This is a genomic window from Synechococcus sp. HJ21-Hayes, assembly GCF_024345835.1.
GTDB lineage: Bacteria > Cyanobacteriota > Cyanobacteriia > PCC-6307 > Cyanobiaceae > Vulcanococcus.
Genome location: NZ_JAGQBW010000020.1, coordinates 1 through 13,125, shown reverse-complemented (window position 1 = coordinate 13,125; position 13,125 = coordinate 1). Strand labels below are relative to the sequence as shown.

General features: G+C 66.8%; 11 protein-coding genes and 2 pseudogenes. 6 read left to right on the top strand and 7 right to left on the bottom strand.

The annotated features are described in order from the left end of the window. Positions 1-15: 15 nt before the first annotated feature. Positions 16-1,299, top strand: coding sequence for a chloride channel protein (locus KBZ14_RS13480; protein WP_255118860.1), 1,284 nt, complete (start codon positions 16-18; stop codon positions 1,297-1,299). On the opposite strand, the gene KBZ14_RS13475 is transcribed toward KBZ14_RS13480, so the two are convergent. Both KBZ14_RS13475 and KBZ14_RS13470 read right to left on the bottom strand, forming a co-directional pair. After that, on the bottom strand, positions 1,286-2,602 hold the full coding sequence (locus KBZ14_RS13475; RefSeq protein WP_255118859.1) for an NAD(P)/FAD-dependent oxidoreductase: 1,317 nt from the start codon (positions 2,600-2,602) through the stop codon (positions 1,286-1,288). The two genes, KBZ14_RS13480 and KBZ14_RS13475, sit on opposite strands and share 14 nt — an antisense overlap. A gap of 79 nt (positions 2,603-2,681) precedes the next feature. Next, positions 2,682-2,816, bottom strand: coding sequence for a hypothetical protein (locus KBZ14_RS13470; protein WP_255118858.1), 135 nt, complete (start codon positions 2,814-2,816; stop codon positions 2,682-2,684). Between the two features lie 253 nt (positions 2,817-3,069). On the opposite strand from KBZ14_RS13470, the gene KBZ14_RS13465 reads away from it, so the two are divergent. The 3 genes from KBZ14_RS13465 (at position 3,070) to KBZ14_RS13455 (ending at position 5,549) form a co-directional block, all read left to right on the top strand. Then, complete coding sequence (locus KBZ14_RS13465; RefSeq protein ID WP_255118857.1) at positions 3,070-3,747, top strand: esterase/lipase family protein; 678 nt, start codon at positions 3,070-3,072, stop codon at positions 3,745-3,747. A 90-nt stretch (positions 3,748-3,837) separates the two neighbouring features. After that, the gene (locus KBZ14_RS13460; RefSeq protein WP_255118856.1) at positions 3,838-4,611 is read left to right on the top strand and encodes a hypothetical protein; all 774 of its coding nucleotides are present in this window, start codon (positions 3,838-3,840) and stop codon (positions 4,609-4,611) included. A gap of 143 nt (positions 4,612-4,754) precedes the next feature. Next, a complete protein-coding gene (locus KBZ14_RS13455; RefSeq protein WP_255118855.1) occupies positions 4,755-5,549 on the top strand; it encodes a metallophosphoesterase in 795 nt (264 codons plus the stop codon). Positions 5,550-5,555: 6 nt separating this feature from the next. Here KBZ14_RS13455 and KBZ14_RS13450 read toward each other — a convergent pair whose 3' ends face one another. From KBZ14_RS13450 to KBZ14_RS13440, 3 genes and pseudogenes are all read right to left on the bottom strand, one after another. Continuing rightward, complete coding sequence (locus KBZ14_RS13450) at positions 5,556-8,291, bottom strand: cation-translocating P-type ATPase (RefSeq protein ID WP_255118854.1); 2,736 nt, start codon at positions 8,289-8,291, stop codon at positions 5,556-5,558. Between the two features lie 173 nt (positions 8,292-8,464). Next, positions 8,465-8,611, bottom strand: a pseudogene (locus KBZ14_RS13445) (pyridoxamine 5'-phosphate oxidase); the annotation flags it as partial. Between the two features lie 103 nt (positions 8,612-8,714). Then, positions 8,715-9,092 (bottom strand): annotated as a pseudogene (locus KBZ14_RS13440) (peroxidase family protein); the annotation flags it as partial. A 142-nt stretch (positions 9,093-9,234) separates the two neighbouring features. Between KBZ14_RS13440 and KBZ14_RS13435 the strand changes: the two are divergent. After that, positions 9,235-9,492, top strand: a complete 258-nt coding sequence (locus KBZ14_RS13435; RefSeq protein WP_255118853.1) for a FeoA family protein — start codon at positions 9,235-9,237, stop codon at positions 9,490-9,492. Here KBZ14_RS13435 and feoB read toward each other — a convergent pair. Continuing rightward, a complete protein-coding gene (feoB, locus tag KBZ14_RS13430) occupies positions 9,462-11,336 on the bottom strand; it encodes a ferrous iron transport protein B (RefSeq protein WP_255118852.1) in 1,875 nt (624 codons plus the stop codon). The two genes, KBZ14_RS13435 and feoB, sit on opposite strands and share 31 nt — an antisense overlap. A gap of 20 nt (positions 11,337-11,356) precedes the next feature. Then, on the bottom strand, positions 11,357-11,803 hold the full coding sequence (locus KBZ14_RS13425; RefSeq protein WP_255118851.1) for a TspO/MBR family protein: 447 nt from the start codon (positions 11,801-11,803) through the stop codon (positions 11,357-11,359). Positions 11,804-11,925: 122 nt separating this feature from the next. Between KBZ14_RS13425 and KBZ14_RS13420 the strand changes: the two genes are divergently transcribed. Continuing rightward, positions 11,926-13,125 (top strand): phytoene desaturase family protein (locus tag KBZ14_RS13420; RefSeq protein WP_255118850.1); only part of this gene is annotated, 1,200 nt, incomplete at its 3' end.

Sequence of the window (13,125 nt, the reverse complement as noted above, 5' to 3'; positions counted from 1 at the left end):
GGCTGGGAAGTGCAGGTGCTGCGTCCACGAACACTCCTGAAGCAGTTGCTCCAGTTGGCCGTTTTGGGCCTGCTGGTGGGTCTGGCCTGCTGGCCGTTCAACCTGTTCGACCAGTGGCAGGACGCGCTGCTTCGCCGGCTTCCCGCCTTCACGGGCCAGCGTTGGTCGGCCCAGGCTGTGGCCTTGGCCTGCTCACCGCTACTGGCGACTCCGCTGGTGTTGTGGTTGCAGACGGGCCCCTGGCAGCGCGGTGCTGGCTCGGGTATCCCCCAGACCATGGCCAGCATCGAAGACCCTGACCAGGCCCGCAGCTTGCTGGGCCCTGTGCCTACGGTCCAGCGGCTCGGCCTCTGGGGCATCGCCACCCTGGCCCTGATGCCGATGGGTCGGGAGGGCCCGGTGGTGCAGGTGGGTGCTTCGGTGGCCGAGGGGTTGCGCCGTCGCTTCCCCGCTCTCCTGCCCGAGCTCAACCAGGGGCAGTTGTTGGCGGTGGCCGCCGGCGCCGGCCTGGCGGGTGGGTTCAACACCCCCTTGATGGGGGCGGTGTTTGTAGCTGAGGAGCTCACCAGGTCCTTTCAGGCCTCGTTGGTGTGGCCTGCGTTGGTGGTGTGTGGGGTGGCTGCAGCGTTTAGCAACCTGGCCGGTCAGCCGGAATTTGCCCTCGGCATCCTGGGCGTGGAGCCGATCGAGCTGATCCAGGTGCTCTGGGCGGTGCCGATCGGTGTGGCCGGCGGTTTGCTTGGAGCCCTGTTCGGCCGGTTGCTGCTGGCGATGACCGCACGGCTCAAGCCCCAGGTGCGCCGTTATCCCCTGCGCATCGGCCTGGCCCTGGGTGGACTGCTCAGTTTGTTTGCGGTGCTCAGCCGTGGCACCAGCACCGGCGATGGCGAAGCGCTGATGACCCACATCATTGCCGGCGATGGCCTCGATGGGGTGGGCTCCGGCCTGCTCACCCTGGTGGTGCGGGTGCTGGGCCCGGTGCTGGCCCTCGGTGCGGGGATCCCGGGGGGCTTGATCGATCCCTCCCTTGCTTTCGGGGCTGTGTTTGGCCGCGGGCTTGGCGATCTGGCTGGCCTGGGCCCCCTGGGCATGGCCCTGGGCATGGCGGCGGGCCTGGCCGGGGCCACCCAACTGCCGGTGATGACGGTGGTCTTCGCTCTGCGACTAGCGGGGGATCAACAGTTGCTGCCGGGTGTGCTGGTGTCGGCGGCCCTGGCGGCCTATGTGAGCCGGCTGCTGTTGGCCAAGTCCATCTACCACGCGCTGCGGGAGCTGTTTGCCGCTCCTACCGCTCCGTGATCAACAGGGCAGGCCGCTCCCGGGTGGCGATCATCCACAGCCACTTGGTGAGCAGGGTGATCCGGTTTTCGCTGGCCGGGATGAAGGCCAGGTGAGCCACGCCCCACAGCAACCAGCCGAGGGGGCCCCACACCTTCAATCCCCGCAGATCGGCCACCGCAAACAGGGGGCCCACCACGGCCATGCTGCCGAAATTGGTGAAGCTGAACGGGCTGTGGTCCCGCCCCTGAAGGTTGGCCAGGATGTCCTCCGCCACCCAGCCGCCCATCTGCACGGCGGGGCCAGCCATGCCCGGCAGGGGTTTGCCGTCGTTGGTGTGGCTGTAGCTGCAGAGATCTCCCACTACGCGGATTTCGCGATGGCCTGGGATGGAGAAATCGGGCCCCACCACCACGCGGCCGCCGCGATCCACGCTGCAGCCGGTGCGCTCCGCCAGCAACTTGCCCAGGGGTGAGGGCGCCACGCCGGCGGTCCAGCAGATGGTGCTGGCCTCCAGGGTTCTCTCGCCTTCGCTGGTGGTCACCACCACGGAGTTGGCCTCGATGGTTTTCACCCGCCCTCCCAGGAGGAGTTCCACGCCGCTGCGCTTGAGGTGATCGCCAGCCGCCTTCGAGAGTTGGGGATCCATCGCCCGCAGCACCCGGTCGCCCGGGTCCACCAGGGTGACGCGGCACTGGTTGGGATCTACCTGCTTGAACTCGCGCTCCACGATGTGGTGCATCAGGTCGTTCAGCGAAGCCGCCAGTTCGCAGCCGGTGGGTCCACCGCCGATCACCACCACCGATTGCAGCAGCCGACGGCGCTCCGGATCAGGGGTTTGTTCGGCCTCCTCGAGGGCACTGATGATCTTGTGGCGGATCACCTGGGCATCCTCCAGGGTTTTCATTGGCGGAGCGAGCTCCTGCCAGTCGTCGTGGCCGAAATAGCTGCTGCCCGACCCTGCCGCCAGGATCAGGTGGTCGTAGCGGTAGCGGCGGTTGTTGAACACCACCTCCTGGTTGGTGGGGTCGATGTCGTCCACCTCCCCGAGCAGGATCTGCAGGTTCGAGGCCTGCCCCACCATCTGGCGCAGGGGGGTGGCCACATCGGTCTGGGCCACAAGCCCTGTGGCCACCTGATAGAGCAGGGGCTGGAACAGGTTGAAATTGCGTCGGTCGATCAGGGTGACGCGTACGGCTTTTCCGGCCAGGGCATGGGCCGCCTGGAGGCCGGCGAACCCCCCACCCACGATCACCACATGGGGGGCTTCTCGCAACAGCTCAGAAGGGGGTGTGAGCTCGAGAAAGAACCGCTCCGGAGCCATCACAGACCACTGACTAGCCGAACGCTATCGGGATTTTCGTGGACGTCTGCCCCCCGGTGTGGGCGAGCCCACGGGGAGCTCAGCGCTGACCCAGGAGTTCCTCCCAGGTGGGCTGAGGCGTGGCTGGGGGTGCGGCCTGGTGGCTGCGCAGATTGGTGGGGCTGATCTGGCCGCTGTTGGGCTTGGGGCGCTTGGAGGCGATGTGTCGTTGCATGGTTTCTGCTCGGATGGAATATGGATCGGGCACCGCAGCAACGCCGTTGCTGTCGATCAAATCGGGACTGGTTCTGTGGCCTTCCCTGGTGGGATCACGCTGGCCTGAGCCCGAAGAGGGCCGTGCCTGGGGATTCCGAATCGGGACCGTATCGGCTGCAGTCCCTGGTGCTGACTCCGGCAGAGGCTGTTGGTTGCCGCTGCTTCTACCGGTAGCCACCACCATAGACCTGAATGCCCGTGCAGAGCGAACCATGGCCGCCCAACCGATTGTGATCCTGGGTGGTTTTCTGATCACGCCCGAGGCCTATGAGCCCATGCGCCGCTGGCTTGCAGCGCAGGTGCAGCAGCCCGTGGTGGTGGTTCCGGCCAGTCGGATGGATTGGCTGTTCACGGTGAGCGGCTGGGGCTGGGCGCGGTTGCTGGATCGCACCGTCGCCCTGCTGCAGCAGCAGGCGGCCCTCTCGCCCACCGGCAAGGTGACCCTGATCGGCCACAGCTCGGGAGGGGTGATGCTGCGGTTGCTTTTGGCGGATCAACCGTTTCAAGGCCGCTGCTACGACGGCAAGGCCCTAGCCGATCGCCTGGTGATGCTGGGCAGTCCCCATACGGCGTTGAAGGCCACACCCCTGCGGCAGTGGGTGGATCGGCGCTACCCCGGAGCCTGCTTCGCCGAACAGGTGCACTACCTCTCGGTGGCCGGCGACCTGCCGCTGGCCGATGGCTCTGCCACGGCTCGTCGCCTTGCCCCCAGCAGCTACCGCAACATCAGTGGTAGTGAGGCTGGGCCTGGCGATGGCCTGGTGCCGGTGGCCTCAGCGTGTCTACACGGATCGGAGTGTCTGGTGCTGCCCGGTGTGGCCCATGGCGGTGCCTTTGGTGCGCGCTGGTATGGAACACCGGAGGTGGTGGCCCAGTGGTGGCGCACTTGACGGCAAGCTGAAGCGCATCTCCAGTAGCCCCACGGCATCCACCCACGCTGGCCCTTCGGCGCTGGATGGTCTCCATAGCGTCCGGGCACCATGCCCTTCAACGCTGCCATGAAGCGCCAGCACCTACGCACGTTGCAGGCCCTGTTTGCCCACCCGCTGCAGCACGGGGTGCGCACCTCCCAGGTGGAGGCCCTGATGCACAGCCTTGGCGCCGAGGTGACGCCCCTCGATCGCCATCGGTTGCGGATCCGCTGGCCCAGCGGCGAAGAAACCTGGTTGCATACCGCCAGTGGCACGCGCCGTGCCGATCTCGATGGCGAGGCGATGCTGCGCTGTCGCCATCTGCTGCAGCAGGTGGGCGTTACGCCGGATCACCCCGAGCCGGAGAAGCCTGGGCCCCACGGCGACATCGGCCGCTGCTTGGTGTTGCACCTGAGCCACCGCTGCACCGAGGCTTACCTGCTGGAGGGCGACGCGGTGGAGCATGCCCAACTGCGGCCCCATGGGATGTGGGGCACTGAGCAGAACCTCACCCACCGCCATGACCGCGACATGGCGGGTCAGCGGGCCCCGCTGGATCATGACTACCTGTCGCGGATCACCGAGGCCATGGCCAGTGCCGATGCGGTGCTGCTGGTGGGTCACGGCACCGGCGAGAGCGACATGCGCCAGGTGCTGCTGCGCCATCTCCACCCCCACCACCCGGAGTTGCTGGAGCGGCTGGTGGGGGTGGTGGGTGGTGACGACAAGGCCCTGGGGGAGGCGGCACTGCTGGCCCTGGCCCGGGAGCATTTCGGCCATCAACCCCATCGCCGCCTGCTGGTGATTCCTGGCCAGGAGGTGAAAGAGGCTGGCTCCAGCTGAGCCCATCGTGTGGAGCAGCTGCGCCAAGCTGGGGCTGCTGTTGGAGATCTCCGGTTTTGCGGCGCCGCCTCTTGCTCCGGCTCTTGCCAGCGGCGCTTGCCGCTGCGGCGGCCTCGGTTCGGGCGCAGACCAGGCCCCAGCCATTGCCCCCGCCGCAGCTCCCTGCCTCGGGCCGTGGTGCCACCCGTTTTCTGGCGGTGGCCGATACGGGCAGCGGGGATGGCAACCAACGGGCCCTGGGGGGACAGATGGCTGCGGTGCATCGCCGCCGTCCGGTGGACCTGGTGGTGCTGGGGGGCGACAACATCTACCCCTCCGGCGACATGGCCCTGATTGAGGCCACCTTCCTTAAGCCCTATGCCGAGCTGCTGGCCGCCGGGGTTCCTTTCCATGCGGTGCTCGGCAACCACGATATCCGCACGGCCAATGGCAACCCCCAAGTGGCTTACAAGCCCTTTGGCATGAAGGGGCGTTATTACACCCTGCGCCGCGGTGATGTGGCGTTCTTCATGCTTGACACCAACGGCAATGCTGATTGGCAGCGGCAGCTCAGCTGGCTGCGCACGTCCCTGGCCACCAGCACCGCCCCCTGGAAGGTGGTGGTGGGTCACCACCCCATCTACTCCTCTGGCCTGTATGGCAACGACCCCGGCCTGAAGGCCAAGTTGAGTGCGTTGATGCGCCAGCACGGTGTGCAGCTCTACATCAATGGCCACGAGCACAACTACGAGCGCAGCAAGCCCATCGATGGCATCACCTATCTGGTGGTGGGTGGCGGCGGCGCCAGCTTGCGGCCAGTGATTGCCACGGCCCAGACGGCCAAGGCGGCCAGTGTGTTCAGCTTTGCTGAGATTGAGGCCGGTCCGCGTCAGCTGAGTTTGGTGGCTTGGGACAAGAACGGCCGCGAGATCGATCGGGCGGTGATTGCCAGCCGTTAGGGCCAATCAGACGGTCACCTTGTTCCAGGGCATGCCGGCCACGATCGGCACCAGGGAATCGATGCGGTTCGCCGCTCGGGCCACCGGGATCATCAGCGGGATCGCCAGGGAGCACTGCCACCACTGCGCCAGGCTCAGCGGTGCGGTGCCGAAGAACGTGTTCATCGGCTCCCACTGGCTGAACAGCACCTGCAGGAGCAGGGCGGCGCCCAGGCCGAGCATCAAGGCAGGGGATCGCCAGAGGGCAGTGGCCAGCCTCCCCCAGGCCCAGGGGAGGTGCTGACTCACCTCGCTGAGGCTGAGGAGGTAGGTGACCCGCGACAGCACCAGGGCCTGGACGGCCATCGTGCGGGAGATAGAACGGTCGCCGTAGCGGGCTTCCGCCCAGAAGAACGTGGCGAAGATCACCACCCAGCTGAAGGCCGACACGAGCAGCAGCCGCTGTACCAGCGGACGATTGAGCAGGGGCCGATCTGGCCGCTGCGGCGGCATGGCCATCAGCCCGCAGGCCTTCGGTTCAAAGGCCAGCGGTAGCGACATGGTGAGGGAGTTCACCATGTTGAGCCAGAGCACCTGCAACGCCGTGATCGGCAGCACCAGTCCCATCAGGGCACTGATCAGGATGGTGAAGGATTCGCCCCCATTCACCGGTAGGCAGAAGGCCATGGCACGGTGCAGGTTGAGGGCGACACCCCGTCCCTCTTCCACGGCCGCTGCGATAGCGGCGAAGTTGTCATCGGTGAGCACCATCGCGGCTGCTTCGCGGGCTACGGCCGTGCCACCGGCCCCCATGGCGATGCCGATGTCGGCTTGACGCAGGGCGGGGGCATCGTTGACACCATCGCCAGTCATGGCAACGATCTGACCGCTGGCTTGAAGGCTGCGCACCAGCTGCAGTTTTTGCGCTGGAGCCATCCGGGCAAACACATCGGTGTCCAGCACGACGTCGCTCAACGCGTCGGCTGCCACCGCTTCCAGGCCTCGGCCATCGATGCAGACGGGCGTGGGCCGATGTCCGATGTCCATCTGCCGAGCGATCGCTGTGGCCGTGCGGATGTGATCGCCGGTGATCATTTTCACGGCGATGCCGGCGGCTCGACAAGCCGCTACGGCCTGGGTAGCTTCTGGCCGCGGCGGATCGGCCATGCCCTGCAGGCCAAGGAAGGTGAGATTGCTCTCGATGTGGTGGTGAACCAGGGCCGACTGGTTGGGCGGGACCTGGCCCATGGCAAAGGCCAGCACGCGCTCTCCTTGGCCGGCCATCGTGTCCACCGCAGCCCGGATCGCATCAGGATCGAGGGGGGCATGTTCGCCGTCGCTGCCGCACTGCCAGCGGCAGCGGGGCAGCACCCCTTCCAGCGAGCCTTTCACCACAATCCGTTCACTGCCATGCAGGGTGGCCATCACCTGCAGTTCCGCCTCAAAGGGCAGGGCATCGCGGCGAGGGTGCTGCCGGTGCGCTTCGGCATAGTCAAACCCGGCTCGCTGTGCCGCCGCCAGCAGGGCTGTTTCGGTGGGATCCCCCACCAGGCCCTCGTGAACGTCGCTGGGCCTGGCATCACTGCATAGCAGGCCCGCGAGCAGCAGCTCGCGCAGGGCCTTGTTGCTTTGGAGGGGATCGGGAGCTGAGCCATGGGCTGCCTGGCCATCGAGCCACAACGCCTCCAGCCGCAGTCTTTGGCCGGCGGCATAGAGCTCCTGCACCGCCATACGGTTCTGGGTGAGGGTGCCAGTCTTGTCGGAGCAGATCACCGTGGCGCTGCCCAGGGCTTCCACGGCGGGCAGCTTGCGGATGATCGCGTTGCGTTGGGCCATGCGGCGTACGCCGATGGCCAGGGTGATGGTCACGATGGCCGGCAATTCCTCCGGGATCGCACTCACCGCCAGCGCCACGGCGGCATCGAACATCTCCGCGCCACTGCGGCCCCGGGCCAGGCCCACCACGGCCGTAACGATCGACAGGCCCAATACCAGCCTCAGGATTGTGAGGCTGAAGCGGCTGAACTTGCGGATGAGGGGGGTGCTGAGGGGAGCCCCCTGCTGCAGTGAGCACGCCAGGTTGCCCAGTTCCGTGGCATCGCCAGTGGCCACCACCACACCACGTGCCTGCCCGGTGGAGACGAAGCTGCCGGCATGGGCCATGCCCTGGCGATCCGCCAACGGGGCCTCGGCGGGATCCGGCTGGGTGGTCTTGGCTATCGGCAGCGATTCGCCGGTGAGGCTTGATTCATCCACCTGGAGGTTGCGCACCGCCAGCAGACGAAGGTCTGCCGGCACCCGATCTCCGCTGGAGAGGATCACTACATCGCCAGGCACCAGGTCCTGGGCCTCCAGGCGCTGCAGCTGGCCATCGCGCAACACCTCATTCTCGGAGCGGATCACCTGGGCCAGGGCTCCGATCGAGCGCTCGGCCCGGCTTTCCTGCACAAAACCGATCACCGCATTGATCACCGTGACACTCCAGATCACCCCGGCTTCCCGTAGCGAGCCGGTGAGAGCCTTCACCGTGCCGGTGATCAGCAGGGCGTAGAGGAGGGGGGCATGGAACTGGGCTAGAAACTGCTGCCAGAGGGGGCGTTCCTGCCGGGCTGTGAGGCGATTGGCCCCGCAGCGGTGCAGGCGCTCGAGGGCCTCGCCAGCGCTCAGGCCCCGCTCCAGGTTCACCGCCAGCTGCTCCTGCAGCGCTACCGAACTGAGGGCATGGGCACCGCTCAGTTGCAGAGGGGGAGGTTGCCGGCTCATCGCGAGGGGGTTGGCGTGACGGAGTTGGCGAGAGTGAGTCGGCTACCGGGTCATAGTGAAAAGGGCCTGCTAAGGATCGGTGCTGCCGCTGGAGTGGATCGCTTCGCCCTGGATCTGATGCGCCTCTCTACAGCAGCCACGCCCGCCGCTTCAGGGTTCAGTCGTTCGATCTCTTTGCGGCTGTTGTAGGTGGTGAAGAACACAAAGCCCCGCTGATCGAAGGCCTTGAGCAGCACCGTGCGGTTCTTGAGGTGCTCGCCGTTCGTGGAGCCCAGGACCATGGCGTTGGGCTCCAGCAGCTCGGCCCCGCAGGCCTGCTGGTGCGAGGCCGGCTCGCCCTTGGCGGCCTTCAACGCTGCAGATCAAAGCGATCGGCGTTCATCACCTTCACCCAGGCGGCCACGAAGTCGCCCACCAGGCGGCCGGCCCCATCAACTCTTCGCTGCCGGCGCCATGGGCCTTGCCGAAGGTATGGCCGCCGGCGGTGAGGGCCATGGTTTCCTCGTCGTTCATGGCCATCCGCGCGAAGGTCTCGCGCACGTCACGCCCCGAGGCCACCAGGTCGGGCACCCCGTTCGGGCCCTCGGAGTTCACGTGGATCAACCCCATCTGCACCGCCGCTAGCGGGTGTTCCAGCTGGCGATCGCCGCTGTAGCGCCCATCGCCGAGCCAGGTGGTTTCGTTGCCCCAGTAGATGTCTTCCTCCGGTTGCCAGATGTCCACGCGGCCGCCAGCGAAGCCGAAGGTTCGTAGGCCCATCGATTCCAGGGCGCAGGTGCCGGCGAGGATCATCAGATCGGCCATGCGCTTACCTGCCCGATCCCAACCGTGGAGCCATGTGCCAAGTCGCCCATTGGGATCAGCGCTGCCGTGACGGCCGTGGCGCTTCGGATCCAGGTAGGGATGCGAGGCTGTGGGGGAGGGCTTGGTAGCCGGCGGTGTTGTGGATCCCTCTGAAGAGCTCAGCTCCCTACCCCTCAGTGCGGCAGCGGTGGGTGCCTGTTTCCAGGTGGAATCTCTTCCCCCCGATCCGCTGCTCAGGAGTCGATTGCAGGCCATGGGTGTAAAGCCTGGAGCGCAGCTGCTGGTGCTGCGGCGTGGCCAGCCCGGCGGAATCCTGCACGTGGCCTGCGGGATGGTGGAGTTCATGATCCGCCAGGAATATGCCGCTCAGCTGATGGTGAGGTGTTGGCCTCCCTGATACACAATCAAGGCCATCACCCAGGCCAGGCTGAGCGACCAACCCAGGGAGAGCAGGGCAAAGTTGCGGCTCTTGGATTCCTGAAGTTGCGCGGCCACTGTTCCCAGGCAGGGGGTGTAGAGCAGCACGAAGGTCATGAAACTCAGGGCCTGCAGGGGGGTGATCACGGTGTGGAGCACACCACCAAGCTGGCTTGAGCTTGTCTTGTAGATCACGGCCATGGCGCCCAACAGAATCTCCTTGGCGATGAATCCAAAAAACAGTGACACCGTGAGCTCAGGATTCATGCCAATCGGCCCCAGCAGTGGTTGAAATAGGTTGCCGATTCGATCAGCCAGCGTGAGTCCGGAGCCTTCCAGGGCTCCGGGCGGTAGGTTGGTGAGTAGCCAGATCATGGCCGCCCCCAGCACAATGAATGCCCGGGTGGTGACCAGGAAATTCAACATGGCGATCCAGGCCCTGCGCACAATCGTTGCCACACTGGGCGCCCGATAGGGAGGCAGTTCCAGAATCAAGGCCTCCCGGCTGGGCAGGGCTTGCTTGAACACAAGGCCGGTGATGATTGCCGCCACAAAACTGAGCATGTAAAAGCCAAACACCACCAGCCCTGGTGCCCACCACGGTTGCGGAAAGAACACTCCGGCCATGAAGATGAACACCGTGAGCCGTGCTTGGCAGAGGGCAAATGGAATGCACAGCATGGCCAGCAAGCGCATGTTGCGATCCCGGATCACGCGGGTGCCCAGGATCGAGGGCACATTGCAGCCAAAACCCATCACCTGCAGCACGAAGGCACGGCCATCCAGCCCCAGCCAGCGCATGAAGCCATCCATCAGGAAGGCGGCCCTGGGGAGATAGCCCGAATCCTCCACAATCGCCAGGGTGAGATAGAAGAGAAAAATGATGGGTAAAAAGGTGGCCACCGTGGCCACACCCATCCACACACCATCCAGCAGAAAACCACGCACAACGTCTGGAACCTTGAGCAGGGTGAGGCCCGGTGCCAGCAGTGTGGTCTCGATCCAGTCGAGCAGGCTGGCTAGCAGATCCTGGAGTGGTGCCCCCAGCACATAGAGCAGCTGGAACATCGCCAGCACGATCACCAGAAACAGCAGCAAGCCCCCCGCTGGGTGCAGCAGCAGCCGATCGGCGTTGCGGGTGCGCTGGGTGTGCTGGTTCAGGGGTTGTGGCGGTTGTTGCACGCAGCCGGCCAACAGCCTGTCCTGTTCGGCATCGATGGATGGGGGCGTTGGCCAGGGGTTCGGGCGGCTGGGCTGATGCACCGCTGCCACCAGCTCCCGGGTGCCCTGGTTGCGCTTGGCGCTGATGGGCAGCACGGGGATGCCCAGCTCGGCGCTGAGGCGCCCATGGTTGATCGTTACGCCCAGCCGCTGCGACTCATCGCTCATGTTCAGGGCCACCACCATGGGCAGGTCCAGCTGCCGCAGTTGCAGGGCCAGCCGCAGTTGGCTGCTGATCTGACTGGCATTGAGCACCAGAAGGATCAGGCTGGGGGGCGTGTGCTGCAGGAAGCGCTGCACCACGGCCTCGTCTTCGCTGCTGCCCGTGAGGTCGTGGATGCCGGGCAGGTCTACAAGGGTGTAGCGCTGGCCCTGGCGATCGCTGGCCATGGTCCCGCGCAGCAGTTCCACCGTGAGCCCGGGCCAATTGGCGATGTGGGCATGGCCACCGGTGAGGCGGTTGTAGAGGGTGGATTTGCCGGTGTTGGGCATGCCCAGCAGGGCCACCGTGGCCCCCTCCCCATCGGCCCCGGCTCCACTGGCCTCCCCGTGGCAGCCAGCCGGGCGCCGCTTGCGTGGCTCAGGGGAGGGATCGATGCTCATGGCTCCTCACGGATGGCGGGTCAGCGGTTGATCCGCTGCATCTGCCAGGTCACCAGCGTGCCGACCGGGCTCCACAGCAGGTAGGGGATCAGCAGTTGGGCGGCCTGGTGGTTCACCCCCTGCACCGCTCCCGCCAGCACCAGCCCCCACAGCCAGCCCAGCAGGCCAATGGCCGTGCCGCTGGACAGTTTGCGGGTCTTGCAGATCACCAGGGTGTAGCTCTGCACCAGCACAAGCAGCAGCAGGTAGCCCGCCATCAGGCCATTGCCCCCGCCCGCCCGCCAGGTCAGCAGGGCTGAGCCATAAAAGCAGGCGTAGATCGCCAGCCAGATCAACGGGATCCAGCGCTCAAACGTGAGCCAGGCCGGACGCCGCAAGCGCAGGAACCAGCTGAACTCTGCGCTGCTCGGGTTGAGGGCGATGCCCACGATCACCATCACCAGGAGGATCGAAAGCCAGGCCGGCATCGGGCTGCGCTCGGTTGTTGTGTTCCCTCCCTAGCCACGACGCCCCCAACAGCGCCGTGACAATCCATGGCTGCCGCTGGGGTAACGGCCCATCATCGGGAGAGCGTTTGGCACGCACAGGCTTGAGCAGCCCGGATCTGATTGTGGTGGGAAGTGGCCTGGGGGGCCTCTGTTGCGGGGCCCTCGCCGCGCGCCATGGTCTGGAAGTGCTGGTGCTGGAAGCCCACGACCGGCCGGGTGGCGCGGCCCACGGGTTTGAACGCCGGGGCTTTCAGTTCGAATCGGGCCCCTCCCTCTGGAGTGGCCTGGGGCGATGGCCCTCCACCAATCCCCTGGCCCAGGTGCTGCGGGCCGTGGGGGAAACGGTGCCCGTGGTCACCTACAGGGAGTGGGGGCTGCTGCTGCCGGAGGGGCAGCTGCGCCTGGGGGTGGGGGCTGAGCCGTTCCTGGCGTTGCTGCGGGGGCTGCGGGGATCTGCGGCTGCTGAGGAGTGGGCGGCCTTCATGCGCTGGCTTGAGCCCTACTGCCGGGCCACGGCCGCCTTGCCCCTGCTGGCCCTGCGTCCCGGTCTGGGCATGGCCGGCGCCCTGGGGGCCCGGGGTTCGGCGGCGCTGCTGCGCCATGCTCCACGGCTGGCGGCCTTGGGCGGTGCCTTCGGGCCCATGGCCCGCAAGCACCTCCGGGATCCCTTCCTGCTCCACTGGGTGGAGATGCTGTCGTTTCTGATCTCCGGCCTGCCGATGGATCAGACCAGCGCCGCCGCCATGGCCACCCTGTTCGGCGAGTGGTTCGAGCCCGATGCCGCCCTCGACTACCCCGTGGGGGGCAGTGCGGCGGTGGCCGAGGCCCTCGTGCGCGGCCTGCAGCGCCATGGCGGCGAGCTGCGCTGCCGTGCCGGGGTGGCCGAGATCCTGGTGGAGGGGGGGCGTGCCGTGGGCGTTCGCCTGGAGAGCGGCGAGCAGCTATGGGCCCGCCAGGGGGTGGTCAGCAATGCCAGCCCGTGGGACACCCTCGATCTGCTGCCGCCGGAGGCCCTGCCCCGGCGCTGGCGCCAGCAGAAGGCCGATAGCCCCGCCTGCGCCAGCTTTCTGCACTGGCATGTGGGCCTGCGCGGGGATGGCCTGGAGACGCTGCCGATCCACCACGTGTGGGTGGGTGATTGGCAGCGCGGGATCGGCGCCGAGCGCAACATGGCGGTGTTCTCGATGCCCTCGCTGCTGGATCCAGCCCTGGCGCCGCCGGGCCATCAGGTGTTGCACGCCTACACCCCCGCCAATGAACCCTGGGCCCTGTGGCGGGATCTCGAGCCCGGCCCCCCCGCC

Coding starts and splice junctions, on each gene's coding strand:
- KBZ14_RS13475 (WP_255118859.1), bottom strand. CDS start 2,602: ATGGCTCCGGAGCGGTTCTTTCTCGAGCTCACACCCCCTTCTGAGCTG.
- KBZ14_RS13470 (WP_255118858.1), bottom strand. CDS start 2,816: ATGCAACGACACATCGCCTCCAAGCGCCCCAAGCCCAACAGCGGCCAG.
- KBZ14_RS13465 (WP_255118857.1), top strand. CDS start 3,070: ATGGCCGCCCAACCGATTGTGATCCTGGGTGGTTTTCTGATCACGCCC.
- KBZ14_RS13460 (WP_255118856.1), top strand. CDS start 3,838: ATGCCCTTCAACGCTGCCATGAAGCGCCAGCACCTACGCACGTTGCAG.
- KBZ14_RS13450 (WP_255118854.1), bottom strand. CDS start 8,291: ATGAGCCGGCAACCTCCCCCTCTGCAACTGAGCGGTGCCCATGCCCTC.
- feoB (WP_255118852.1), bottom strand. CDS start 11,336: ATGAGCATCGATCCCTCCCCTGAGCCACGCAAGCGGCGCCCGGCTGGC.
- KBZ14_RS13425 (WP_255118851.1), bottom strand. CDS start 11,803: ATGCCGGCCTGGCTTTCGATCCTCCTGGTGATGGTGATCGTGGGCATC.